Genomic DNA, 23,797 nt, shown 5'->3' with positions numbered 1-23,797 from the left:
CAGTGCAATCCGCCCTTGTATCGATGTCATTCGCATGATCACTCCACCCTGATCGCCTCCCGCCAGGGCAGGAGACTGTTGCTGAAAGAACTCCCGTGACGCCAGGAACTGCCGTCCGAAGACGGCGTCGCCTGCCCGGTGGGAGTGGTGCACGCCGCCTAGCTTTTGCTGCCTGAGGCCTGGTTTTTAATGCGGGACATGTTCGACAGCAGACTCGCGGCAACAGCGCTTAGACAAGAGAAAGCCTCCATGAGGTCCGGCTGCGAAAGCCCTGGGGGAGCTAACGCATGGCAAACAATTCCTGGTGAAAATCGGCACCGGCGAACCCGCGTCCGAGCAGCGCTGAGCGCACGGACTGGCCGAAGCCTGCCGGTCCGCAGAACCAGATATCGGCCGAGCACCAGTCGGGCACCGCGTCGATCAGGCCTTGCGCATCCAGCCGGCCGTCGACCGCATCCACCCGCACGTGCAGGCGCACGCCTGCAGCCAGCGCATGCAGACGCAGCCGATTGATGAAGCCCTCGTCGGGTTCCCTGGTGCAGTAGAACAGGTCGACGCGCTTGCCATCCGCATGATCGGCCAGCGCCTGCATGCGCGCGATGAAGGGCGTAATGCCGATACCGCCGGCGATCCAGATCTGCTGCAGTTTGCCCGAGTTGAACTCGAATTGACCGTAGGGGCCCTCCACCTGAAGCAGATCGCCTGGCTGCAACATCTCCGGCAGGAAATTCGTGTAATCGCCAAGCCCCTTGATCAGGAAGAACATGCGCCCGTCACCATCCCACGACGATGAGATCGTGAATGGATGCGGACCTTCGTCGCGATCGAAAGTGACAAAAGCAAACTGCCCGGCCTGATGACCGGGCCAGCGGTCCTTGAGCTTGATGGCGACCCGCAGCACACGGTTATCGCTGTGCAGAAAGACCGACTCGATGACGCCGACCGCCCGATGGCGATAGCCAACGCGGCGCAACAACGAAACGCCGGCGGCGATCGTGCCGCCGGCCATCAGCAGCGCCAACACCGGGCCGAGCAACTCGCCCCAGTAGCTGAACTTCATCAGGATCAGCGAATGGGCGACCAGCAGCAGATAGACAAGCGCCAGCAACCGGTGCGTCTTGAAGAAATAGCGGTAAGGAAACTGCTTGAGCAAGGCCAGCGCGAGCAGCAGCAGCAGCGCGTAGAAGGTCCATTCGCCAAGCGCCTCGGCCAGGTCTTTCTGGCTCGAGAAAAAACGGAAGATGGCGACGGGTTGTTCGGCGGCCGGCCCATGCACCGGCCGTTCCAGCCAGCCCCAGCCGACTGCCCATTTTGGTCCTTTAGCCAACAGCCAGTGGATGATCGAGAAGACCAGCCCGGTAATGCCGAGCCACTTGTGCAAGCGGTAAGTCTTGTCGAGTCCGCCGACAAAGGGCTCGATGCTCACCGGCCTGAGCGCCAGCATCATGCCGACGCTCATCAGCGCGATACCGACGATGCCGCTCAAATTGACCAGCGCAGCACGCAGCGTGAAGAACTCGTAAGGCGCCGACCATACCGGGTCGGCCAGAAGCCACAAGGCAGCGAGCCCGCCGAGTATCGCCATGTATATGATTTTTATATTTTTTATTTCAGTTCTCGCGATCACCAATGGCAAGCTGCTGTGGCAGGCGCGTGCTGCCGGGCAGCGTCAGATCGACGTCGCCCGGAACGACGCGGAATCCGAAGACCAGGCCGCCACGCGCCGGTGACTCGGAAAGACGCGCCATCGCGGGTGCCGACAGCACCTGCCGCTTCTGCGCATCGCGTCGGCGATTGAAGACGCCGTGCCGCCACTGATACACCTCGTCGAGCTTTTCCTCGTAGGCGTAGGCGTGCTGGTGGTCGTTGTAGTAATCGTCGAACCTGCCGCCACCCAGATAGATGGCGTTCGAACCCTCGTAACCCGTTTTCCTGCGCGATACCGGATCGGTGTTGAGCAGATAAACCCAGTCTCCCGGTACGAAATTCCGCATCGCCACATCGGCGTGCAGGCGCAGCAGCTTGCCCGGGCGTGACAGTCCGGCCGGGTCGAAATCATCCTCGAACGACCACATGCCGGCCGGTTCGACGTCGACCAGCGGCTCGCCGTCGGCGAGCAGGCGGCTTTCCAGCAAACGCAGCTTTTGCGCATCCGGATTCACCCGGCGGTGGTAGTCGAGCAGCGCGTGCACGTAAACGACTTTGGTCGCCGTGTAGCAGCCGATGGTGTAGCGCTGCTGCTGCAGGAACATGTCGAGGAAAGCGTCGGCGAGCGGCTGCGTCGATACCGGCGTTCCTTCCTTCCAGTACTTCGTGTTCCAGCGCGCCGGCCCGCCGTTCGGCCATATCCACTCCAGATGCTCGGCCCAGGCAACGACGTTCTGGCGGATGCCGATCATTTCACGCAGCGCCGCGACGCTGCATGATCCCCCCGTCATCTCGGTGAGCCGGCCATGCTGCAACAGGGCGAGCAGGATTTCCTTGCGCGATACGGTGTTCACGACACGCATGCCGCGCACCGCCGGCAAGCTGATCGCCTCGCGGGCCAGCGCATATTCCCGGCGATCGACCAGATCGAGCGTCGACGTATCGTGCTCTGGCGTGCGCAAGCGGTAGCTCAGTTGCGTGCCGGATGCCGATGAGCTCTTGCTGAGCAGATCCGCCGGAATGGCAAGCTCGTCGAGCAAAGCGTCCATCTCCTGCGCGGCCTGCGCCAGCAGCGATGGCGAGCACTGAAAACGGATGCCGCCGGCAGTGATCAACTCGGCAGCGCGCAACGGCGGCACAAGCGAAGGCACAGCGGATGCTGCCATGCCGGCAAACAGCACGGCAAGGAAGGGCAGCACTCGAATCCTCATGATTTACCAGTCCTTCCCGGCGGGCGCCGGGGGCAACGCAAACGTTGCGCAGATTGTCTTCTTTGGCCGCAAAGGCCTCTGTGCGCTGTCGAACACTCGGCCGGCAGTGATCAGGCAAATTCTCCGAATGCCCGGCACGGCTGGCCGATCGGCCTATACTCGATATTCACCGAACATTTCTTCGGCGATTTCCGGGAGTACGATCATGGGCAAGCAAAGACAGAGCAACAAGGAAGCGAAGAAGGAACCGCTGCACAATGCCAAGGAAAAGAAGGCAGCGAAGCAGGCAAAGAAACACGCAGGCGATATCATTCAGCCGCTGATTCCGCACGGCACTGCGCACTGAGGCAGTACGGCCCCTTTCTCGACCAGCTTTCTCGACAACCCTTTCCGGCGATGACGGAGAAGCGCCAGCCAGCTGGCGCCCGTAGCCGAGCCCACTGACGCAATGGACGATCCCAAGCCCGCAAATGCCGCTGCGCCGGCCAGGCGCATGACCCCGAGTTCGATCGTGCGCTATCTCGACCAGTACATGGTCGGCCAGGAGGCGGCGAAGAAGACCGTCGCCGTCGCCGTCTATTCGCATTACCAGAAGCTGGCGAAGGCGCGCGAAGCCGGCCTCGACATTGCCAAGAGCAACATCCTGCTCATCGGCCCCACCGGCTCAGGCAAGACGCTGCTCTGCGAAACGCTGTCGCGCGGGCTAGGCCTGCCCTTCGTGACCGCCGACGCCACCTCGCTGGCGCAGTCGAAGTACGTCAACGAGGAAATCGAAGCCGTTCTGCTGCGTCTGCTCGACCGCGCCGACGGCAACATGGCGAAGGCACAGCGCGGCATCGTCTTCATCGACGAGATCGACAAGCTGAAAAGCTCCGCCGGCCAGATCGAGGGCAGCGCCGGCGTGCGCGTGCAGCATGCCTTGCTCAAGATCATGGAAGGTTCGCGCATCAAGCTCGGCGGCGGTCGCGACATCGACACCTCCGACATTCTCTTCATCGGCGGCGGTGCTTTCGTCGGGCTCGACAAGATCGCCGCGCGCAGCCACAGCTACGGCTTCATCTCGACCTCGGCCGGGCAGAGCCAGAGCGTGCTCGACCGCCTGAACGCACGCACCAAGCCGACCGACCTGATCGAGTTCGGCCTGATTCCCGAATTCACCGGCCGCCTGCCGATCATCGCGCGCTTTGGCGAACTGTCGCGCGACGCGCTGGCGAAGATCATGGTCGAGCCGCGCAACTCGATCTATCAGCAGTTCCGCGAGATGCTCAAACACGAGGGCGTCGAACTGTGCATCGAAGCGCCGGTGTTCGACCAGATCGCCGAGCTGGCGAGCGAATACCAGGTCGGCGCGCGCAGCCTGCGCGGCATCTTCGAGGAAATGCTCTCGCCGGTGCTCTACCAGCTGCCCGACCGCCCGGAAATCCGCAGGGTGCTCATCCGTTCGCTGTTTGAAGAGGCGCTGCTCGAGTAGCGCCGCTCATCGACATCCGCCTGAGCAATAGCGGCGCACCCGGCCGTTCAGAACGCGACGCGATAGCTCGCCGCCACCCAGTACTCGGTCGATTCGCCTTGCGTGCTGCCGTTGAGCATCAGCGACAGCGTGCCCTGAGCGAGCGCGCCCTCGACGCCGACCGCAGCGCGCCACCAGTCACGCTTGTAGCGCTGTCCGGGCAGCGAGAAGCTGTACAGCCCCGCCACATCGCCCGTGCTGGGCGCGCCCGTGTCCTCGAAGCGGTGTGCGCTTTCCAGCCGGCCGAGCAGATTGAGCTTGTCATCGAGGCGATGCACGGCATCGACCCCGAGGCGCGATTCGGTCGATTGCTCGACGCGGCCCGCCCAGTTGGCCGGGAACGCGCCGCCGCTTTCGCGATAGGCCGCCACCGTGGTGCGGGTGTCCGTCACGCTGGCGTACGGCGTGAACGCGGTATTGCCGTACTCGACTGCGTTCAGCCAGTCGAGCCGGGCACGCACCGCGGTGGTCTCGACATCGGCCTCGCCCTGCGTGTATTCGCGCACGCCGGCGTTGTCGTAGCCTCGCGTCATGCGCGCTTCGCCGCGGTTGTAGTAGCCGCTGAAGGTGGCGTGCAGCGCCGTGCCGTAGAGCCGGGCAACGACTTCCGGCATGAAATAGCTGCCATCGACCCTGGTGTTGCCACCGAACGCCGTGTCCTGCTTGCTGTAGGTCTGGCCGACGGCGAGCTTGAGCGTCAGCGCCTCGCTCAATCCGCGCGCGTAGCCGAACTCGCCGGCGCCCTGCAGCCCGTCATTGCCCTGGTGCTTGCTGCGCCCCAGGTCGCCGGTGAGCCAGACGTTCTGCTTGCCGGCTCCGGGCAGGCCGCGCATCGGGCTACCGTGCGCGCCGTGCATCACCATGCTCGATTCCTGCAGCGTCCGCGACGGCACGCTGGCCGACGTCGCCGTCAGGCTCCTGGCATTCTCCACCTGGTCGATCAGGCCCGCGCCACCGCCAACGCGGGCGATGAAGGCGTGCGCATTTTGGAGCAGACCGACCACCACCCTGCCGTCGGCGCTGACGCCAGTAGCAGCGGCGGTTTTTGCCGCGCTGTCGCTGACGCTGACGCCATTGGCGGCAAGCCAGCTTTCGATCGACTGCATCCCGCCCGCTGCGGTCCAGCGGAACGCTCGAACGCCGCTGTCCGTCTCTGCACCACCGACGACCACGTCACCGGCGGCATTGACGCCGTAGGCAAACGACAGACCTGCATTGTCGGCCCGCAGTGTCCCCAGGTCGCTCATGGTGCCTGCCGTCGTGCTGCCGGCATTGAGCGTCCAGCGGAAGGCGTGGCGGTCACCGTTATCGATCTCGGCCCGGCCGACCACCACGGTGCCCGCCGCATTGACGCCGAGCGCAACCGAATCGCGGGTATTGCCGCCCGCCAGCGTGCCCAGGTCGGTCATCGTGCCTGCCGTCGTGCTGCCGGCATTGAGCGTCCAGCGGAAGGCGTGGGAGTCGCCACTTGCGGTAGTGGCCTCGCCGACAACCACGTCGCCATTCGCATTGACGCCGCACGCAGCCGATGAACCGGTATTGTCGCTCTTCAGCGTGCCGAGGTCGGTCATCGTGCCTGCCGTCGTGCTGCCGGCGTTGAGCGTCCAGCGAAAGGCATGCTGATCGCCACCACTGATGTCGGACCAACCGACAACCACATCCCCCGCCGCGTTAACACCGCGGGCCCACGAACTCCCCGACTCGCCGCCGGGCAAGACCCCCAGGCTGCTCATCAGGCCATCCGCCGCGGTCCAGCGGAATGCACGCTTTGTGCCGACGGTGTCGTTGTCGGCCAGCCCGACCACCACGCTACCCGTCGCGTTGACGCCCAAGGCCGCCGACCTGCCGCTCCGGTCCGCTCTCAGCGTTCCCAGCTCCTGCATCCCGCCGGCGGCCGTCCAGATAAAGGCTTGCGGAAGGCCATTGCCGTTGGCGCCGCGGTAGCCGCCGCCGACCACGACATCCCCCGATCCGCTGACGCGGGGGCCATCATCTTCGGACGCTGCTTCCAGCTCGGTCAAGCCATCGGCGGCGTGGGCCAGCGACTGCGCCGCCCCCAGAAACAGCAGCGACACGGCCAGCGCCAGCGGCTTGATGGCGAGTTGCGGCGCGCATTGTTGCGGCCCGGACTGAAAAAACTGTTTTGGCATGGTCTGTTCGCAACAGGAAACGACCGGAACGGGCTGTTCCGGCCTCGATGAAGGCTGCGGAGTCTACCCGCCGAAACGCTGCCATGCTTAGCATTTCAGGCCAGTTCATTGGCAATTCAGGCCAGAATCGCGGAAAACCTCAATTCGCTTGATTTATGCCGATCGACGGCGCCGCATCTGGCCGGCGCGAGCGCTACGCGCTTGAGCGCTGATAGCCCAGCGGCGTGGTTCCCGTCCACTTGCGGAAGGCGCGATGAAAGGTCGTCAGGTCGGCAAAGCCGACGCGCGCCGAGATGGCTTCGACCGACCAGCGGCCGGTCGCCAGCAATTGCAGTGCCAGCGCGCGGCGCAGGCAATCCTTGATCTGCAGGAAGCTGCTGCCTTCCTCACCGAGCCGGCGCGTCAGCGTCCGCCGGGAATAACCGAGCACATCGGCGACGGTTTCGATGTCGGGGTCGCTTTCGAGGCAGGTCTCGAGATAGGCGCGCACCTGATGACTGACCTGCTTGAGGGCGTCCAGCTGACGCGTGGCTTCGGCCAGCGCACGCTTGCTCTCCTTGAGCAACAGCGCCAGTTCCTGATTCTGTCCGTAGAGGCCCTTGATCGGGTAGACCTCGCCTTTCCCGACGAGGAAGTAGGGAACGGAAATGCCGCTGTGGGCGACTTTCCAGTCGCCGTCTTCCTGCACGAATACCAGCGACAGGCGCACCGCCTCGCGCGAGAGAATCGGCTCCGGCGTCGGCAGATGGATGTGGAACAAGGCGGTGGCGAGGACGACGCTGTCGCTCAGGTCACGCAGCAGCAGATCGAGCATTTCGATGCGGATGCGTGTCGGAACCTGGGCGAAATCGAGCCGGGTGATGTCAGCCCATTCGCTCGCATTACCGACAATGAAGTCGCCGCCACCGGTGTAGCCGCTGAAATTCTCGCTGAAATGCTCGATCAGACGCGCATCGCGTGCGGCGTACATTCTGATGTAATTCTTGAACAGGGCACTGATGAGGCGCTTGCGTGGGAGCTTCATGCTGCGAAACGGAAGGGGCTGTCGAGGCGACACCTTAGCGCAAGCCATTCTCAATAAAAAGCCCCGCCACGCCGACACCGGCGACAGCCCTGCCAGAAAAATTCCTTCGGCATGAATCCGCTGTATTCGCTGAGCGCCGTTGCTGGCTGCAGGTCTTACGATCCTTCACCAGTCGCCGGCAGCCAGCAGCAAGCGACGATCAACACTAGCGTGCCGGATCGTTCTCCGCCTGCCAGTAACGGGCGAGCAAGCGGCGGGCGCCTTCAAAATCGAAGCGCGCCATGCGGTGAGCAAATTCTCTGCCGGACTCGCCGAGGATGACAGCCAGTGGCGCGGCGAGATCGCGCGCGACTTGCGTCGCCTCGAAACTGCCCGAGCCCAACAGGAGTTCGAGTCGCAGCAGATCCTGCTCAAGCTGCGGCCAAGCGGCCAGCGCACTCGCCGGGCTTGCCGTCGCGTCGTCCGGCGGCGACGACGTCCGCGCGGATTTGCCGGACAGCGCAGCAGTCACCGCCGGTTCATGCGCGGACACTGCGCCTGCCGCTGGCGCGGCCGGGTCATCGCCGCCGGCGGACAGGTCGTCGGTAGTACGCGGCAACCAGTGCAGCAGCCTGGCAAACATGAGCGCCGGCTCCAGCGGCTTGCCGATGTGATCGTTCATGCCGGCTTCCGCACAACGCTGCTTGTCCTCGCTGAAAGTGCTGGCGGTCATGGCGATGATGGTCGTTTGCGCGTTCCCGGGCAGGGCACGGATGGCCCGCGTGCTTTCATAGCCATCGAGCTCGGGCAACTGCACATCCATGAGGATCAGGTCATAGGCATCTTTCCCGGCCATGGCCACGGCCTGACCGCCATCAACGGCAATGTCCGCCTGCAGGCCGGCACACTGCAGCAGTCGCAGGGCAAGCTCGCGGTTGGTCTCGTCGTCCTCGACGAGCAGGATGCGCGCGCCACGACAGTGCCTCGCCAGCAGGCGCTCGGCCGACGACGCCGCGTGCGGCGGCACGGGGCTCGTTTCGTCGCTCCTGCTGACAACGCGGAGCAGCGTGTCGTGCAGCGAAGACTGCGTCACCGGTTTGACGAGGATGGCGTCAAAGCCCGCCCGTGGCGCTTCTTCGCGAATGGTGGCTTCGTCATAGGCGGTGACCAGCAAATAGGCCGGTCGGCGACGCAAGCCCGCTTCGGCAATGCGTTGTGCGGTCTGCAGACCATTGAGCCCGGGCATGCGCCAGTCGAGTGCGACGAGATCGTAGGGCCTTCCCGCCGCGTCGGCTTCGATGATGATCGGCAGCGCTTCTTCGCCTGAGGCCGCAACATCAGCCTGCAGCTCAAGCGCAGTGAGCATGTCGGCGAGCGTCGTCCGCGCCTCGGAAAGATCATCAACGACCAGCGCGCGCGCGCCGCGCAGGCTGGACACCAGTGGTCGCGACAATTTGCGTTCGCTCTTCTCCAGCCTTGCCGTCAGCCAGAAAGTGCTGCCTTCGCCGGGCGCACTTTCGACACCGACCTCGCCACCCATCAGTTCCGCCAGACGCCGATTGATCGCCAGGCCAAGACCGGTGCCGCCGAACCTGCGCGTCGTCGATCCGTCCGCCTGTTCAAAGGCGCTGAAAAGCCGTTCCTGCGAGTCGGCTGCGATGCCGATGCCGCTGTCACGCACCTCGAAACGCACCAGCATGTCAGCAGCAGTCTCTTCGAGTATCCGCCCCGAGAGAATGACCGAACCGCGCTCGGTAAACTTGATCGCATTGCCGGCGTAATTGAGCAGGGCCTGCCTGATCCGCGTCGGGTCGCCGCGCAGTACGCGATAGAGACCGTGATCCAGGCGGAGAACGAGTTCCAGCCCCTTCTCCTGAGCGCGCTGCAGAACGAGCGCACAGACGTCATCGAGCAGGTGCTCCATCTCGATGTCGACTTTCTCGAGAACCAGCTTGCCGGCTTCGATTTTCGAGATGTCGAGAACGTCGTTGATCACCTGCAGCAGATGGTGCGAGGCCAGCGATATCTTGTGCAGCAGTTCGCGCTGTCTGGGGTCTTCGGCGTTGCGCTCGGCGAGATGGCCAAAGCCGATGATGGCATTCATCGGCGTGCGGATTTCGTGGCTCATGTTGGCGAGGAACACGCTCTTGGCGCGCGTCGCAATCTCGGCCTCCTCGGCGCGCCTTTCCAGTTCGACATTCAGCGCGGCGATCTTGCGCTCCCAGGCCTTGCGCGCCGAGATGTCCTGGATCTGCCCGATCAGATGTCGCGGCTTGCCGGAATCATCGCGTTCGACCGACACCGTTGCCATCCCTTCGATGATTTCGCCATTCTTGCGCAGGTAGCGGCGCTCCTCGACATAGGCATCGGTGCGCCCTTCGAGCAGACTTTGCGCGGATCCGCTCAACATTTGCCGATCTTCGGGATGCGTCACGTCGGCCATGTACAGGCCAAGCAGTTCGTCGCGCTCGTAGCCGAACATCGTACACAGGGCGCGATTGACGATGCGGAAGCGCGTCGTCGTGTCGGCGATGGCCATGCCGATCGGCGCCTGCTCGATGATCCGGCTCAGGCGTGACTCGCTCTCGCGCAAGGCGGCTTGCAGGCGCTTGTGCTGGCTGTTGTCGAAAGCCATCGAGCGCGTCGATAAGAAGTTGCCTTCGGCGTCGCTGATCATGATGGCGCTGACCAGCACGGAGCGATGGCTGCCGTCCTTGTGCTGCAACTCGAATTCGAGTTCGCGCACAAAACCGCTCCGCTTGAACTGCGGGAAGTTCTCTGCGAACAGCTGGCGTCCGGCCGGCGTCAGCAGATCGGAAAAACGTTTCTTGCCGACCACTTCCTCGCGCGTGTAGCCCAGCCAGGCAAGCTCGGTATCGTTGATGCGCTGAACGACGCCTTGCGCATCGAGCGAGTGGTAGCCGCAGGGCGCATGGTTGTACAGGTCCTCGATTTCCAGCGAACGGGCATAGAGGTCGGCATTGAGTGCGACCAGTTCGTGCGTGCGTTCGGCGACCTTCGCCTCAAGCTGGTCGCGCTCGTGCCGGATCAGCGCATGCTGTGACGAGACACGTGACTGCAGCAGGTTGATGCTCGACAGCAGCAGACGGATCTCGCCGCTGCCGTCGATTACCAGCGGCTCGAGTTGCAGTTCGCCCGAATCGATCGCCTCCGCCGCTGCCCCGTCGTCGGCTGCGGATGACTCGGCCGCAAGCGCCCCCATCCCTCGCCGGGAAAGCCGTTCGGCGGCGTTTTCCAGCGGCGCCAGTTCGCGGCGCAGATAGAGCCAGGTCAGCAGCCCAACCAGCAGCGCGACCAGCACGGCGCCGCCATAGATGCGGGCGCCAACGTTCTGCACGGGGGCCAGCGCTTCGGCGGTCGGCAGATAGGCGATGACCAGCCATTCGGCGCCCGGAACGCGACTGGCGTGGCTGAATATCTCCACGCCCTTTGAATCGACTGCCATTCCGGGGCCGAGATAGCCCTGACGACGCCGATCAAACAGCGGACTTTCGCCCTCCTTCGGCAGTGGCCGCAGGACGCGACTGGCGTCGGTGCTGGCGACAAAGACGCCGTCCTTGAGCGACATGACGTGGAAACCGCCGGTCTCGCCGTTACGCACTTCGCCGGGAAAATGGAAAGCGCTGCCTTTGGCGATCAGTTCCGAACCGCAAAGCACGGCAATGATCTCTCCGGACGCATCATGAACCGGCACGGCGACGATGATCACCGGTGTTTTGGCGAAACGCCCGATGCGCGAAGTGATCACCGGCTTGTCGGTCGCCAGTACCTCCTTGAAATAGTCGGTGTCGACGTAGCTGCTGCCTTTTGCTCCGCGCGCCGGCACCTCGCTGATGCGGATACCCCGGCGCGAGATGACATAGACGTCGCGCGTGAAGATGGTCGTCGACACGACGCGCGAGGCCATGAATTCGTCGAGGCGTCCCGGATCCTCGCGCAGGATGGTCGACACCTGGTCTGACAGGGCAAGCAGGGCATTGCGCCGCAAGTCGATCTCGCGTTCGAGCGTGCGCGCGACGAAATTCACCGTGGTCTGCTGCTCTGCCGCGATCAGCGAACTGAAATCCTTGCGCAGCCCTTCGACAACGTACCAGGCCAGCGAGGCGATGCCGAGCACGAAAATGGCGACGCTGAAAAGCGCGAGCTTGAGCTTGAGCGGCCAGGCCGCAAGGCCGGCCCGCGACCACTCAGTCGCTTCCATCATTGATCTTTCTTGCGCTCAGCCAGAGTACGAACAAGTTCTTCGTTCGCCCGCAGTATCTCGTCGCTGTCCGAATAGTGCCCGGCGATCGCACAGAACTCTTCAAAAGCCGTCGTAAAAGCTTCGACCACATCGGGATCGAAGTGGCTGCCGCGGCCGTGAATGATGATGTCGCGCGCCTTGTCGAAAGCGATCGGCGGTTTGTAGACCCGGCGCGAGATGAGCGCGTCGAAAACGTCGGCAAGTGCCATCAGACGCGCCGCAATCGGAATGGCGTCGCCGGCGAGCCCGTCCGGATAACCACTGCCATCCCACTTCTCGTGGTGGTAATGCGCAATATCCTTGGCCAGCATCATGAACTCGACCGACTGCAAGGCGTCGTGTTCGGCCGCCTCGATGGCGTCGCTGCCCATCTTGGCATGTGTGCGCATGACCTCCCACTCTTCGGGCGTCAGCTTGCCCGGCTTGAGCAGGATATGGTCGGGAATGCCGACCTTGCCGATATCGTGCAGCGGCGCCGACTTGGGCAGCATCTGGATGTTGCGTTCGGTGAGAAAAGCCGAAAAGCGCGGGTGATGACGCAGTCCTTCCGCCAGACAGCGCACGTATTCGCGTGTGCGCATCAGATGGTTGCCGGTTTCCGGATCGCGCTTTTCGGCCAGACGCGCCAGCGCGTGGATACTGACATCCTGGGCGGCGGTGTAGTCGGACAGGCGCCGCGTGATTTCGCCTTCGAGGAAGCTGTTCTGCTTGCGCAACTGGTCGCGCGCGCGCTTGAGCTGCAGTTGCGACCGCACTCTGGCGAGCACGATTGCCGGCCGGACGGGCTTGCTGATGTAGTCGGCAGCACCGACATCAAGTCCGTGTTCCTCTTCCTCGACGCTTGCCAGCGAGGTCACAAAAATCACCGGAATATCAGCGGTTTCCGGGTCCGACTTGAGTATGTCGAAGACTTCGTAACCACTCATCCCGGGCATCATCACGTCCAGGAGGATCAGCTCGGGCTTGGGCGTCATGCCTGCCAGTTGCAGCGCGCGTGGACCGGAGTTCGCGACCAGCACCTGATAGTGCGGCGCGAGCAGTTCGCCGAGTACGGCGAGATTATCCGGAGTGTCATCGACAACGAGAATTCTCGTTGAGGAAGTCTCCGCGGCGTTCAAGTCTGAAAGCATCGGTTCTCCACAGGGACATTCTGCCGGGCCGACGGCTACGCAACGCGACCGGGCCAAACAGCTGCAGCACGCGACCTATCCCGAAGGGATTTTTCAGGGCAGGGGAAACTCTAACAGAACATTCAATATCCGTTTCAAATACAGACATTTCGCCATCGATCGCAGTGCTGCATCGGCAGGCCCGGGAGCAACGCCCGCAGGCCCGGAGCGCCGCCAGAAGAAGGCGCTCAAGCGACTACCAAGCGATCCTTGTCGCGCGCACCCGGAATTGCTTGGTAAGATTACCAAATCATGCAGAAGAAGATCGTTCCGCCAAGGCTACAGCCGCGCACCGGCGCCGGCTCGACACGCTCGGCACTGCTCGATGCGGGCGTCGCGCTGCTGCGCGATGGCGGCATCTCGACCCTGACACAGACCCGCGTCGCGCAGCGTGCCGGCCTGAAACAGAGCCACCTCACCTATTACTTTCCAACGCGCACCGATCTGCTGCTGGCCATCGCCGAACACGCCATCCTCGGCATGGAAGAGGCTCTGGCGACGCCGCCGAAGGCGGTGCCAGCCAGCGACAGAAGCACGCCAGCCGCGCCGCCGGCAGCCGCCACCGCCGGCAAATCCGCTGCCGCTTCGGCATCGACACTCGCCAGCGTGCTGAGCGAGCGGATCGTCGAAGGCGTGCCGCCGCGCGCGATACTGGGGCTGATCGTCGCTGCCGACGCCGAGCCGGAAATCCGCATCGCCTTGCGCGCTTTCGTCGGCCGCATGCGCCAGCATGTTCGCGGGCTGCTCGCCGGCGCCGGCCTGGCGGACGACGAAGACAGCGCCCTGCTCTTCCACGCCAGTCTTGTCGGACTTGCCGTGATGCATCAGGCACGACTCGACGAGACTTCGCAGCGCGAAGTCAGTCACGGCGTCGCTGCCCTGCTGCAAGGCCTGCTGCCGGCGGGCCGAACCGCAATGGGGAACGATCATGATCCATTCATCTGAAGCACGACCGGCAGCACTGGCGGCCTTGCCTGACGGGCGCGCCGTGCCACCGTCGCGACGCGCGCGGGCGATCCGGTGCCGACTCACCCTCGCACTCTGCGCGACGCTGTTCGTCACCGCCTGCGAGAAAACGCCATCCGGACAGTTCACCGGCTACGCCGAAGGCGAATACCTCTACCTGTCGGCACCGGCCGCCGGCTATCTGGCGACGCTCGACGCGCCACGCGGCGAACGCGTCGCCGCTGGCGCGCCGGTCTTTTCGCTCGCCGCCGACCCCGACCGGCAGTCGGTCGCCGAAGCCGACGCGCGTGTCACTGCCGCGGCCGAAAAGCTGAAGAACCTCGATACGCCGCGACGCACGCCCGAAATCGAGGCGCTGGCCGCGCGTCTGCGCGCCGCCGAAGCGAGCCAGCGCCTCTCCGAAACGCAGCTGGCGCAGCAACAGGCGCTGGCTGCGAAGGGCTTCGTCGCGCCAACGCGCCTCGACGAAGCGCGTGCTGCGCAGGCGCGCGATGCCGCAGCGAGCGACGCCGCGCGCCAGGATCTGGCAAATGCCCGCACGAGCTTGGGCCGCGCCGCGGAAGTGCGCGGTGCCGCTGCCGAAGCGAGCGCGGCGCAAGCCGAAGCCGAGCGTCGACGCTGGCAGATGGCGCAGAAGCACGTCAGCGCGCCGGCCGCCGGCGAGATTGCCGAAACCTATTACCGCCCCGGCGAGTGGGTTGCCGCCGGGCAGCCGGTGGCGAGCCTGCTGCCCGACGATCGGCGGCGAATCCGCTTCTTCGTGCCGGAAGCGCAGATCGCCACGCTCAAGCCCGGACAAACGGTCGAAGCGAGCTGCGATGGCTGCGCAACGCCGATCCGCGGCAGCATCGACTTCATCTCGCCACGCGCCGAGTTCACACCGCCGGTGATCTACAGCCGCGATTCACGCGAGAAGCTGGTCTTCCGCGTGGAGGCCCGGCCGGCGGCGGCCGACGCCGTGCGCCTGCGCCCGGGCCAGCCACTCGACGTGCGCGCGCTGGAGCAGTGACATGGCGCCGGCGATCGACGTGCGCGGGCTGAACAAGCACTTCGGCGAGCGCCACGTCGTCCGCGACCTCGCCCTGCAGGTCGAGGAAGGCGAGATTTTCGGTTTTCTCGGCCCCAACGGCAGCGGCAAGACAACGTCGATCCGCATGCTGTGCGGCCTGCTGCGTCCCGATTCGGGCGAAGGCCAGTGCCTCGGCTTCGACGTTCTGCGCGAGAGCGCGCGCATCAAGCGCCAGGTCGGCTACATGACGCAGAAGTTCTCGCTGTGGGACGACCTGTCCATTGCCGAAAACCTCGACTTCGTCGCGCGCATGTTCGACGTTGCCGAGCGTAGCGCTGCCGTCGCGCAGGCGATCGCCACGCTCGGCCTCGACGGCCGGCAGAAGCAGCTCGCCGGCACGCTCTCGGGCGGCTGGAAACAGCGCCTGTCGCTCGCTGCGTGCCTGCTGCACAGCCCGCGCCTGCTGCTGCTCGACGAGCCGACCGCCGGCGTCGACCCGAAAGCGCGCCGCGATTTCTGGGAGCAGATTCACCAGCTGTCGGCGGCCGGCATCACCGTACTGGTGTCGACGCACTACATGGACGAAGCCGAGCGCTGCCACCGCCTCGCCTACCTGGCCTGGGGACAGCTGTTGGCAACCGGCACGCCGGCCGAAATCGTCAGCGCACGTGGGCTGTCCACCTGGATCGTCCGCGGCGACGACGTTCAGCGCCACAGCAGCGCGTTGCGCGCGCTGCCCGGCGTGCGCCTGGTCGCCAGCTTCGGCGCCGAACTGCATGTCAGCGGCGGTGCCGACAACGGCCTCGGCGGCGAACTCGCGCGCTTCGCCGCGGCCAACGGGCTGGCCGTCGCGCACGGCAAGCCCTCGCTCGAAGACGCCTTCATCGACCTGATGCAAAACACCAGCGATCCGCTGGCGGCCTGAGCGGAAGACCGCCATGAACACCGCCTCCGCCTCGCTGCGCCGCTGGTTCGGCATCATCATCAAAGAGTTCATCCAGCTGCGCCGCGACCGGCTGACCTTCGGCATGATCGTCGGCATTCCGATCTTGCAGCTGCTGCTGTTCGGCTTTGCCATCAATACCGATCCGAAACATCTGCCAACGGCGGTGGTCGTCAGCGACGCCGGGCCGCTGGCGCGTGCCTGGGTGGCGGCGATGAAGAACAGCGAGTATTTCGCAGTCAGCGAGCGTCCTCTTGGCGAAGCAGAGGCCGGTGAAATGCTGGCGCGCGGCGAGGTGCAGTTCGTCGTCAGTTTCCCGCCCGACTTCGAGCGCGCGCTGGTACGCGGCGAGCGGCCGCCGATTCTGGTCGAGGTCGACGCCACCGACCCGATCGCCGCCGGCGGTGCCACCAGCGTTCTCGAGAAACTCGGCGACGAGGTGTTCACGCCGCTGCTGCCCGGCTACCGGCCGCCAGCGGGCAAGAGCGTCGAACTGCGCGTTCACAAGCGCTACAACCCCGAGGGCAAGAGCTCGTACAACATCGTCCCCGGACTGATCGGCGTTATCCTGACCATGACCATGGTGCTGATGACCGGGCTGGCGATGACGCGCGAGCGCGAGCGCGGCACCTTCGAAAACCTGCTGGCAACGCCGGCGACGCCGTTCGAGATCATGACCGGCAAGATCGTCCCCTACATCCTGATCGGCCTGCTGCAGGTGACGCTGGTGCTGCTCGCCGCGCGCTGGATCTTCATGGTGCCGATGGAAGGCAGCCTGTTGCTGCTCTACGCGATCGTCTTCATCTTCATCTGCGCCAACCTGACGCTCGGCATCACCTTGAGTTCGCTGGCGCGCAACCAGTTGCAGGCGATGCAGATGACGTTTTTCTTCTTCCTGCCGTCGATCCTGCTCTCCGGCTTCATGTTCCCCTTCCGCGGCATGCCCGACTGGGCGCAAATGATCGGCAACTGCCTGCCGCTGACGCACTTCCTCATCCTTGTTCGTGGCATCCTGCTCAAGGGCAACGGCATCGAGACGCTGCTGCCGCATCTGTGGCCGCTGTTCGCGTTCATCGCCGCCGTCCTTGCACTTGGAGTGAAGACCTTCCGCAAGACGCTGGACTGATTCTGCAGCAAGGTAAATAGCGAAAAGCTATTGCACCGATCAAATCAATCCATTGGAACAATCTTCGCGCGCCCCTTATTATTCAACCCGTGGCAGCCGCAACACCAAGTTTTTCAGGCCATTTCCCCCAAACCCATGCAAGGAGAATGCACCATGTCATCGCTGATCAACACCGAAATCCTGCCGTTCAAGGCAACCGCTTTCCACGCTGGCAAGTTCGTTGACGTCTCCGACGCCGACCTGAAGGGCAAGTGGTCGGTCGTCTTCTTCTACCCCGCCGACTTCACCTTCGTCTGCCCGACTGAACTCGGCGACCTCGCCGACAACTACGCCGAATTCAAGAAGCTCGGCGTCGAGATCTACGCCGTGTCGACCGACACGCACTTCACGCACAAGGCCTGGCACGACAGCTCGGAAACCATCGGCAAGATCGAGTACGTGATGGTCGGTGACCCGACGCATGCCATCTCGAAGAACTTCGAAGTGCTCATCGAGGAAGCCGGTATCGCCAACCGCGGCACCTTCGTCATCGACCCGCAAGGCAAGATCCAGATCATCGAAATCACCGCTGGCGGCATCGGCCGCGACGCTTCGGAACTGCTGCGCAAGGTCAAGGCGGCGCAGTACGTTGCCAGCCACCCGGGTGAAGTCTGCCCGGCCAAGTGGAAGGAAGGCGACGCCACGCTCGCCCCGTCGCTGGATCTGGTCGGCAAGATCTAGGACGACTCAATTTCCGCGGCCGCCTGCGGGCGGCCCGGATCGCAGCGCAAAGGCGCCAGCACCGCCAGTCCTGGCGCCTTTTCATTACGATTCGATGCAAGAACGCACAAGGGAGAAAACCATGCTCGACACCACCATCAAGAACCAGTTACAGGCCTACCTGACCCGCCTCGTCCAGCCGATCGAGCTGGTGGCGTCGCTCGACGACAGCACCAAGGCGCAGGAAATCCGTGGCCTGCTGCACGATATCGCCGCGCTTTCCGAGAAGGTCAGTGTGCGCGAAGACGGCAACAACGCCCGCCGCCCCTCTTTCGGCATCGCCCGCCGCGGCGAAGTGCCGCGAATCCACTTCGCCGGAATCCCGATGGGGCATGAATTCACCTCACTGGTGCTCGCACTGCTGCAGACCGGCGGCCATCCGCCGAAGCTCGACGCCGAGGTGATCGAGCAGCTCAAGGCGATCGAAGGGAAGTTCAGTTTCGAGACCTTCATCTCGCTTTCCTGCCACAACTGCCCCGACGTGGTGCAGGCACTGAACACGATGGTCGTGCTCAACCCGGCCTTCGAAGCGACGATGATCGACGGCGGCATGTTCCAGAAAGAAGTCGAGGAGCGCCAGATCATGGGCGTGCCGGCGATCTACCTGAACGGCGAACTGTTCGGCCAGGGACGCATGAGCGCCGAGGAAATCCTCGCCAAGCTCGACACCGGCGCGACGGCGCGCGAGGCGGCAAAGATCGGCGCCAAGGACGCCTTCGACGTGCTCGTCGTCGGCGGTGGCCCGGCCGGCGCAGCGGCGGCGATCTACGCTGCGCGCAAGGGAATCCGCACCGGCGTCGTCGCCGAGCGCTTCGGCGGCCAGGTGCTTGACACGCTGGGCATCGAGAACTTCATTTCGGTGAAGGAAACCGAGGGACCGAAGCTTGCCATGGCACTCGAACAGCACGTGCGCGAATACCCGGTCGACATCATGAACCTGCAGCGTGCCGAAGCGCTGCAAGCCGGTGCCGATGGCGGCCCGCTCGAAGTGCGCCTGCAAAGCGGCGCCGTACTGAAGAGCAAGACGGTGATCCTCGCCACCGGCGCGCGCTGGCGCGAAATGAACGTTCCCGGCGAAGCCGAGTACCGCACCAGGGGCGTCGCCTACTGCCCGCACTGCGACGGCCCGCTGTTCAAGGGCAAGCGCGTGGCGGTGATCGGTGGCGGCAACTCGGGCGTCGAGGCAGCGATCGATCTCGCCGGCATCGTCGCCCACGTGACGCTGATCGAGTTCATGGACGAACTGCGCGCCGACGCGGTGTTGCAGAAGAAGCTCTACAGCCTGCCCAACGTGACGGTGATCAAGGGGGCGCAAACGACCGAAGTCACCGGCGACGGACAGAAGGTGAATGCGCTGCTGTACAAGGACCGCGCCAGCGGCGAGGCACACCGACTCGAACTCGAAGGCATCTTCGTGCAGATCGGCCTGCTGCCGAACACTGACTGGCTCAAGGGAACGCTCGAACTGTCGAAGCACGGCGAAATCGTCATCGACGCCAAGGGACAGACCTCGCTGCCCGGCGTTTTCGCCGCCGGCGACTGCACGACGGTTCCTTACAAGCAGATCATCATCGCCATGGGCGAAGGCGCCAAGGCCAGCCTGTCGGCCTTCGACCACCTGATCCGCAGTTCGGCGCCGCTTTAAGCGACGCCGCCAGCCGCTTCCCGACGGCAGAGCACGCCTGCAGCGCAAGCTGCAGGCTTTTTGCGTTTATCCTGCGCCCTTTCGCGCTTTCACCCGCTCACCCGCTCCCAAACCTCTCCTCACCAAACCGAAGCATTGCCCGTGCACAAAAAACCTGTATTGCGTTCCTTCGCCGACCGACTGCGGCAGATTGCCCTGTTTGAAGTCGGCGGCCTGCTGCTGATCACGCCGCCCTTTACCTGGGCCAGCGGCGTTCCGCTCACCGAGTCGATCGGCCTGCTCGCCGTGCTGGCGCTGATGGCCTCGCTGTGGAACGGCGCGTATAACACCGCTTTCGACTGGAGCGAGGGGCGCCTGACCGGGCGCACCGCCGACCGCCGGCCCTGGCCGCTGCGTCTGCTGCACGCGATCGGCTTTGAAGGCGGCCTGCTGATCATGACCTTGCCGGTGATCGTCTGGTGGACGAGCATGGGCTGGCTCGAAGCGCTGATCGCCGACATCGGGCTGGCGATCGCCTACACGGTTTATGCGCTGCTCTTTAACTTGGCCTACGACCGGTATTTCCCGATCCGCGAGAAATAGCGCCGGAGCAAAGGCGGCAACGACCCGCCATCAGCCTTACACGCTGTGTTTCTTCTCGAAATAGCGGTCGATCTCAAGGTCGCCAACGCCCATCCAGCCCGTACCGGAAGGCTTTGGCGCCAGCCCGAGCGCGCCGTGAATCACCGACAGGCGGAAAATCTCGCGCGCCGCGTCGGAAGGAAAGCCCTGGCGATCCGAACGGTCGGCAACCATCAGGCTGTTCAGGTAATGATCGAGATCAGCCGTTCCCCAGAGTTCGACCAGTCTGGCCAGAATCTGCGGAAAACGCAGCTCCAGTTGCAGCGGATAGGCCTCGGCGTTTTCCGCGAGGTGTTCGTGCATCTTTTCGCGCAGCGCGGGAATGTCGTAGTTTCCTCGTTCAGGCATGACGGAACCTCTCAACGGATGCAGGACTACAAGAGAAGCGGACTTCTCCAAGGGAGCGGCACGCCACCGCACGCACGCGGACTATGCAACTGGCTTGAGCGGAGCGCTGTGCGGCTATTCTCGCACCAAGTGAAATGCCTGCGCACCGCGGCCATCGAGAAATGAAAAAAGCCCCGGAATTCGGGGCTTTTTTGTTCCTCGCGCCTAGCTAAGGCTGGCAACAATGCTCGCCTATTCCCACTCGATCGTCGCCGGCGGCTTGCCCGAGATGTCGTAGACGACGCGGTTGATGCCGCGCACTTCGTTGATGATGCGGTTCGACACCTTGCCGAGCAGGCTGTGCGGCAGTTCGGCCCAGCGCGCGGTCATGAAGTCCTGCGTCTCGACAGCACGCAGCGCGACGACGTATTCGTAGGTGCGGCCGTCACCCATGACGCCGACGCTCTTCACCGGCAGGAAGACGGCGAAGGCCTGGCTGGTCTTGTCGTACCAGTCGGCGGCACGCAGTTCGTCGATGAAGATCGCGTCGGCGCGACGCAGCAGGTCGGCGAACTCCTTCTTCACTTCACCGAGGATGCGTACGCCAAGGCCCGGACCGGGGAAGGGATGGCGATAGACCATTTCGTGCGCGAGGCCGAGCGCGACGCCGAGCTCGCGCACTTCGTCCTTGAACAGCTCGCGCAGCGGTTCGAGCAGCTTGAGCTTGAGCGTTTCGGGCAGGCCGCCGACGTTGTGGTGGCTCTTGATCGTGTGCGCTTTCTTGGTCTTGCCGCCGGCCGACTCGATCACGTCGGGGTAGATCGTTCCCTGCGCCAGCCAGCGCGCCGCCGGCAGCTTCTGCGCCTCGACCTGGAAGACCTCGACGAACTCGCGGCCGATGATCTTGCGCTTCGCCTCGGGGTCGGAAACGCCCTGGAGGTGACCCATGAACTGCGCCGTCGCGTCGACGTGGATGACGCGAACGCCGAGGTTGCGGGCAAAGGTCTGCATCACCTGTTCAGCCTCGTTCAGGCGCAACAGGCCGTTATCGACGAAGACACAGGTGAGCTGGTCGCCGATGGCGCGGTGGATCAGCGCCGCGGCAACCGACGAATCGACGCCGCCGGAGAGGCCAAGGATCACCTCGTCGCTGCCGACCTGCTCGCGGATGCGCGCGACGGCCTCGTCGATGTAGCCGGGCATCGTCCAGTCGCGACCACAGCCGCAGATGTCGTGCACGAAGTTCGCGATCATCTCGCGGCCCTTGAGCGTGTGCGTCACTTCCGGGTGGAATTGCACAGCGTAAAATTGGCGTGCTTCGTCGGCCATCGCGGCGATCGGCGTCGACGCGTTGCTGCCGGTGACGCGGAAGCCGGCCGGAAGCTCGACCACCTTGTCGCCGTGGCTCATCCACACCTCGAGCTGTGGCTGGCCATCAGCCGTGTGGCTGTCGGCGAGGCCGCGGAACAGCGCCGAATCGGCAGCCGCTTCGAGCGTCGCGTAACCGAACTCGCGCGTTGCCGAACCTTCGACCTTGCCGCCCAGCTGTGCCGCCATTGTCTGCATGCCGTAGCAGATGCCGAGCACCGGCACGCCGATCTCGAAGACCGCCTGCGGCGCCCGCCAGTCAGCCGCTTCATAGACCGAGTTCGGGCCGCCCGAGAGGATGATGCCGCTGGCGCCGAAGTCGCGGATGAACTCGTCGCTGACGTCGAAGGGATGCAGTTCGCAATAGACCTGCTGTTCGCGCACGCGGCGGGCGATCAGCTGCGTGACCTGCGAGCCGAAATCGAGGATGAGGATCTTCTTGTGGGCCATGGACGCCTCGGAAAAGGGATCGGAAACGGATATCGAAAACAGTATCGGAAACGACGGAAGTTTTCGGGAACAACTTAAAACAAAGGGCGACCCGAAGGCCGCCCCGGACGAGCAGTGACGCCGCTCAGTCCACGTGGTAGTTCGGCGCTTCCTTGGTGATCTGCACGTCGTGCACATGCGACTCACGGACACCGGCGGAAGTGATTTCGACGAAAGTCGCCTGCGCATGCATCTGGCTGATCGTCGCACAACCGAGGTAGCCCATCGACGAGCGCAAACCGCCCATCAGCTGATGGATCACCGCCAGCACCGAGCCCTTGTAAGGCACGCGACCTTCGATACCTTCCGGCACCAGCTTGTCGACGTTGGCAGTCGTTTCCTGGAAGTAGCGGTCGGCAGCGCCGGCAGCCATGGCGCCGATCGAGCCCATGCCGCGGTAGGACTTATACGAACGGCCCTGGAACAGCTCGACCTCGCCGGGCGCTTCTTCGGTACCGGCGAACAGGCCGCCGAGCATGACGACATCGCCACCGGAGGCGATCGCCTTGGCGATGTCGCCCGAGTAGCGCACGCCGCCGTCGGCGATGACCGGAACGCCAGTGCCGCGCAGCGCTTCGGCGACGTTCTGGATGGCAGTGATCTGCGGCACGCCAACCCCGGCGACGATCCGCGTGGTGCAGATCGAACCGGGGCCGATGCCGACCTTGACGCCGTCGGCGCCGTATTCGACCAGTGCCAGCGCCGCTTCGGCGGTGGCGATGTTGCCGCCGATGACTTCGACCTGCGGGAAATTGCGCTTGACCCAGCGCACGCGGTCGAGCACGCCCTGCGAGTGACCGTGCGCGGTGTCCACCACCAGCGCATCGACGCCGGCCTCGGCGAGCAGTTCTGCACGCTCTTCGGTACCCGGGCCGACGCCGATCGCGGCGCCGACGCGCAGGCGGCCGGAAGCGTCCTTGCTGGCGTTCGGGTGTTCGGTCGACTTCAAGATATCCTTGACCGTGATCAGGCCGCGCAGCTCGAAATCGTCATTGACGACGAGAACGCGTTCGAGCCGGTGCTTGTGGATCAGCGCCTGCCCTTCGGCAACCGAAGCGCCCTCCTTCACCGTCACCAGACGCTCGCGCGGCGTCATGATGTTGCACACCGGCTGGTCGAGATTGGTCTCGAAACGCAGGTCGCGGTTGGTGACGATACCGACGACGAGCTTGCCATCGACCACCGGCAGGCCGGAAATCTTGTGCATGCGCGTCAGCGCCAGCACCTCGCGCACCGACATGTTCGGCGGGATGGTGATCGGATCCTTGAGAATGCCCGACTCGAAGCGCTTGACCTTCGACACCTCGGCCGCCTGCTGCTTCGGGCTGAGATTCTTGTGCACGATACCGATGCCGCCTTCCTGCGCCAGCGCGATGGCCAGCCGGGCTTCGGTAACGGTGTCCATGGCGGCGGACACCAGCGGCAGATCAAGTGTGATGTTGCGCGTCAGCCGTGTCTTCAGGCTGACATCGCGGGGGAGGATTGCAGAGTGTGCAGGAACCAGCAGAACGTCATCGAACGTCAACGCCTTTTGGATTAAACGCATGGCCTTTGTTCCGAGCTTACAAAAACGTATTATACAGCAAGCTT

18 protein-coding genes are annotated in these 23,797 nt (G+C 64.3%); 9 read left to right on the top strand and 9 right to left on the bottom strand.

The window, feature by feature from the left end; genetic code table 11:
* Positions 1–280: 280 nt before the first annotated feature.
* Positions 281–1,609 carry a ferredoxin reductase family protein gene (locus tag GGD90_RS07300; RefSeq protein WP_153115723.1) on the bottom strand — a complete coding sequence of 443 codons (1,329 nt, stop codon included), beginning with the start codon at positions 1,607–1,609 and terminating at the stop codon, positions 281–283.
* 1 nt (position 1,610) lies between these two features.
* A complete protein-coding gene (locus GGD90_RS07295; protein WP_153115610.1) occupies positions 1,611–2,858 on the bottom strand; it encodes a hypothetical protein in 1,248 nt (415 codons plus the stop codon).
* Between GGD90_RS07295 and GGD90_RS07290 the strand changes: the two genes are divergently transcribed.
* Both GGD90_RS07290 and GGD90_RS07285 read left to right on the top strand, forming a co-directional pair.
* Positions 2,857–3,204, top strand: coding sequence for a hypothetical protein (locus tag GGD90_RS07290; RefSeq protein ID WP_153115609.1), 348 nt, complete (start codon positions 2,857–2,859; stop codon positions 3,202–3,204). The two genes, GGD90_RS07295 and GGD90_RS07290, sit on opposite strands and share 2 nt — an antisense overlap.
* A gap of 147 nt (positions 3,205–3,351) precedes the next feature.
* Positions 3,352–4,329: an AAA family ATPase gene (locus GGD90_RS07285; protein ID WP_228273658.1), complete on the top strand. Its 978-nt coding sequence runs from the start codon at positions 3,352–3,354 to the stop codon at positions 4,327–4,329.
* Positions 4,330–4,376: 47 nt separating this feature from the next.
* Here the strand turns inward: GGD90_RS07285 and GGD90_RS07280 are convergent, their stop codons facing one another.
* From GGD90_RS07280 to GGD90_RS07265, 4 genes are all read right to left on the bottom strand, one after another.
* Positions 4,377–6,518 (bottom strand): autotransporter domain-containing protein, encoded by a 2,142-nt coding sequence (locus tag GGD90_RS07280; protein ID WP_153115607.1) that lies wholly within the window; start codon positions 6,516–6,518, stop codon positions 4,377–4,379.
* A 193-nt stretch (positions 6,519–6,711) separates the two neighbouring features.
* Entirely contained in the window at positions 6,712–7,542 is an 831-nt protein-coding gene (locus GGD90_RS07275) for a nuclear transport factor 2 family protein (protein ID WP_184414995.1), read from the bottom strand.
* A 205-nt stretch (positions 7,543–7,747) separates the two neighbouring features.
* Entirely contained in the window at positions 7,748–11,746 is a 3,999-nt protein-coding gene (locus GGD90_RS07270; RefSeq protein WP_153115606.1) for a response regulator, read from the bottom strand.
* Entirely contained in the window at positions 11,743–12,915 is a 1,173-nt protein-coding gene (locus GGD90_RS07265) for a response regulator (RefSeq protein WP_153115605.1), read from the bottom strand. The genes GGD90_RS07270 and GGD90_RS07265 overlap by 4 nt, the downstream gene beginning before the upstream one ends.
* Before the next feature lie 291 nt (positions 12,916–13,206).
* On the opposite strand from GGD90_RS07265, the gene GGD90_RS07260 reads away from it, so the two are divergent.
* From GGD90_RS07260 to GGD90_RS07230, 7 genes are all read left to right on the top strand, one after another.
* Positions 13,207–13,899 carry a TetR/AcrR family transcriptional regulator gene (locus GGD90_RS07260; protein ID WP_153115604.1) on the top strand — a complete coding sequence of 231 codons (693 nt, stop codon included), beginning with the start codon at positions 13,207–13,209 and terminating at the stop codon, positions 13,897–13,899.
* Positions 13,883–14,929: an HlyD family secretion protein gene (locus tag GGD90_RS07255; protein WP_153115603.1), complete on the top strand. Its 1,047-nt coding sequence runs from the start codon at positions 13,883–13,885 to the stop codon at positions 14,927–14,929. The genes GGD90_RS07260 and GGD90_RS07255 overlap by 17 nt, the downstream gene beginning before the upstream one ends.
* Position 14,930: 1 nt before the next feature.
* Positions 14,931–15,854, top strand: a complete 924-nt coding sequence (locus GGD90_RS07250; protein WP_153115602.1) for an ABC transporter ATP-binding protein — start codon at positions 14,931–14,933, stop codon at positions 15,852–15,854.
* A gap of 13 nt (positions 15,855–15,867) precedes the next feature.
* The gene (locus GGD90_RS07245) at positions 15,868–16,998 is read left to right on the top strand and encodes an ABC transporter permease (RefSeq protein ID WP_153115601.1); all 1,131 of its coding nucleotides are present in this window, start codon (positions 15,868–15,870) and stop codon (positions 16,996–16,998) included.
* 153 nt (positions 16,999–17,151) lie between these two features.
* Complete coding sequence (gene ahpC / locus GGD90_RS07240; protein ID WP_153115600.1) at positions 17,152–17,718, top strand: alkyl hydroperoxide reductase subunit C; 567 nt, start codon at positions 17,152–17,154, stop codon at positions 17,716–17,718.
* A 121-nt stretch (positions 17,719–17,839) separates the two neighbouring features.
* Positions 17,840–19,402, top strand: a complete 1,563-nt coding sequence (gene ahpF, locus GGD90_RS07235) for an alkyl hydroperoxide reductase subunit F (RefSeq protein WP_153115599.1) — start codon at positions 17,840–17,842, stop codon at positions 19,400–19,402.
* 141 nt (positions 19,403–19,543) lie between these two features.
* On the top strand, positions 19,544–19,984 hold the full coding sequence (locus GGD90_RS07230; protein WP_153115598.1) for a PACE efflux transporter: 441 nt from the start codon (positions 19,544–19,546) through the stop codon (positions 19,982–19,984).
* A 36-nt stretch (positions 19,985–20,020) separates the two neighbouring features.
* On the opposite strand, the gene GGD90_RS07225 is transcribed toward GGD90_RS07230, so the two are convergent.
* The 3 genes from GGD90_RS07225 to guaB all read right to left on the bottom strand — a co-directional run bounded on the left by GGD90_RS07225 (position 20,021) and on the right by guaB (position 23,753).
* Entirely contained in the window at positions 20,021–20,371 is a 351-nt protein-coding gene (locus tag GGD90_RS07225) for a hypothetical protein (RefSeq protein ID WP_153115597.1), read from the bottom strand.
* A gap of 231 nt (positions 20,372–20,602) precedes the next feature.
* Positions 20,603–22,168, bottom strand: coding sequence for a glutamine-hydrolyzing GMP synthase (gene guaA, locus GGD90_RS07220; RefSeq protein WP_153115596.1), 1,566 nt, complete (start codon positions 22,166–22,168; stop codon positions 20,603–20,605).
* Positions 22,169–22,292: 124 nt separating this feature from the next.
* Positions 22,293–23,753, bottom strand: coding sequence for an IMP dehydrogenase (gene guaB, locus GGD90_RS07215; protein ID WP_153115595.1), 1,461 nt, complete (start codon positions 23,751–23,753; stop codon positions 22,293–22,295).
* Between the last annotated feature and the right edge of the window lie 44 nt (positions 23,754–23,797).

Origin of the sequence: Rhodocyclus tenuis, assembly GCF_014197755.1 — a bacterium.
Taxonomy (GTDB): Bacteria; Pseudomonadota; Gammaproteobacteria; order Burkholderiales; family Rhodocyclaceae; genus Rhodocyclus; species Rhodocyclus tenuis.
This window is presented reverse-complemented; position numbering and strand designations above follow the sequence as displayed.

Excerpts from the sequence above, each read along its gene's own strand:
- GGD90_RS07260 (WP_153115604.1), top strand. The coding sequence starts at position 13,207 with ATGCAGAAGAAGATCGTTCCGCCAAGGCTACAGCCGCGCACCGGCGCC.
- GGD90_RS07280 (WP_153115607.1), bottom strand. The coding sequence starts at position 6,518 with ATGCCAAAACAGTTTTTTCAGTCCGGGCCGCAACAATGCGCGCCGCAA.
- GGD90_RS07265 (WP_153115605.1), bottom strand. The coding sequence starts at position 12,915 with ATGCTTTCAGACTTGAACGCCGCGGAGACTTCCTCAACGAGAATTCTC.
- guaA (WP_153115596.1), bottom strand. The coding sequence starts at position 22,168 with ATGGCCCACAAGAAGATCCTCATCCTCGATTTCGGCTCGCAGGTCACG.
- ahpF (WP_153115599.1), top strand. The coding sequence starts at position 17,840 with ATGCTCGACACCACCATCAAGAACCAGTTACAGGCCTACCTGACCCGC.
- GGD90_RS07285 (WP_228273658.1), top strand. The coding sequence starts at position 3,352 with ATGACCCCGAGTTCGATCGTGCGCTATCTCGACCAGTACATGGTCGGC.
- GGD90_RS07275 (WP_184414995.1), bottom strand. The coding sequence starts at position 7,542 with ATGAAGCTCCCACGCAAGCGCCTCATCAGTGCCCTGTTCAAGAATTAC.
- GGD90_RS07250 (WP_153115602.1), top strand. The coding sequence starts at position 14,931 with ATGGCGCCGGCGATCGACGTGCGCGGGCTGAACAAGCACTTCGGCGAG.
- GGD90_RS07270 (WP_153115606.1), bottom strand. The coding sequence starts at position 11,746 with ATGATGGAAGCGACTGAGTGGTCGCGGGCCGGCCTTGCGGCCTGGCCG.
- ahpC (WP_153115600.1), top strand. The coding sequence starts at position 17,152 with ATGTCATCGCTGATCAACACCGAAATCCTGCCGTTCAAGGCAACCGCT.
- guaB (WP_153115595.1), bottom strand. The coding sequence starts at position 23,753 with ATGCGTTTAATCCAAAAGGCGTTGACGTTCGATGACGTTCTGCTGGTT.
- GGD90_RS07295 (WP_153115610.1), bottom strand. The coding sequence starts at position 2,858 with ATGAGGATTCGAGTGCTGCCCTTCCTTGCCGTGCTGTTTGCCGGCATG.
- GGD90_RS07255 (WP_153115603.1), top strand. The coding sequence starts at position 13,883 with ATGATCCATTCATCTGAAGCACGACCGGCAGCACTGGCGGCCTTGCCT.
- GGD90_RS07225 (WP_153115597.1), bottom strand. The coding sequence starts at position 20,371 with ATGCCTGAACGAGGAAACTACGACATTCCCGCGCTGCGCGAAAAGATG.
- GGD90_RS07290 (WP_153115609.1), top strand. The coding sequence starts at position 2,857 with ATGATTTACCAGTCCTTCCCGGCGGGCGCCGGGGGCAACGCAAACGTT.
- GGD90_RS07245 (WP_153115601.1), top strand. The coding sequence starts at position 15,868 with ATGAACACCGCCTCCGCCTCGCTGCGCCGCTGGTTCGGCATCATCATC.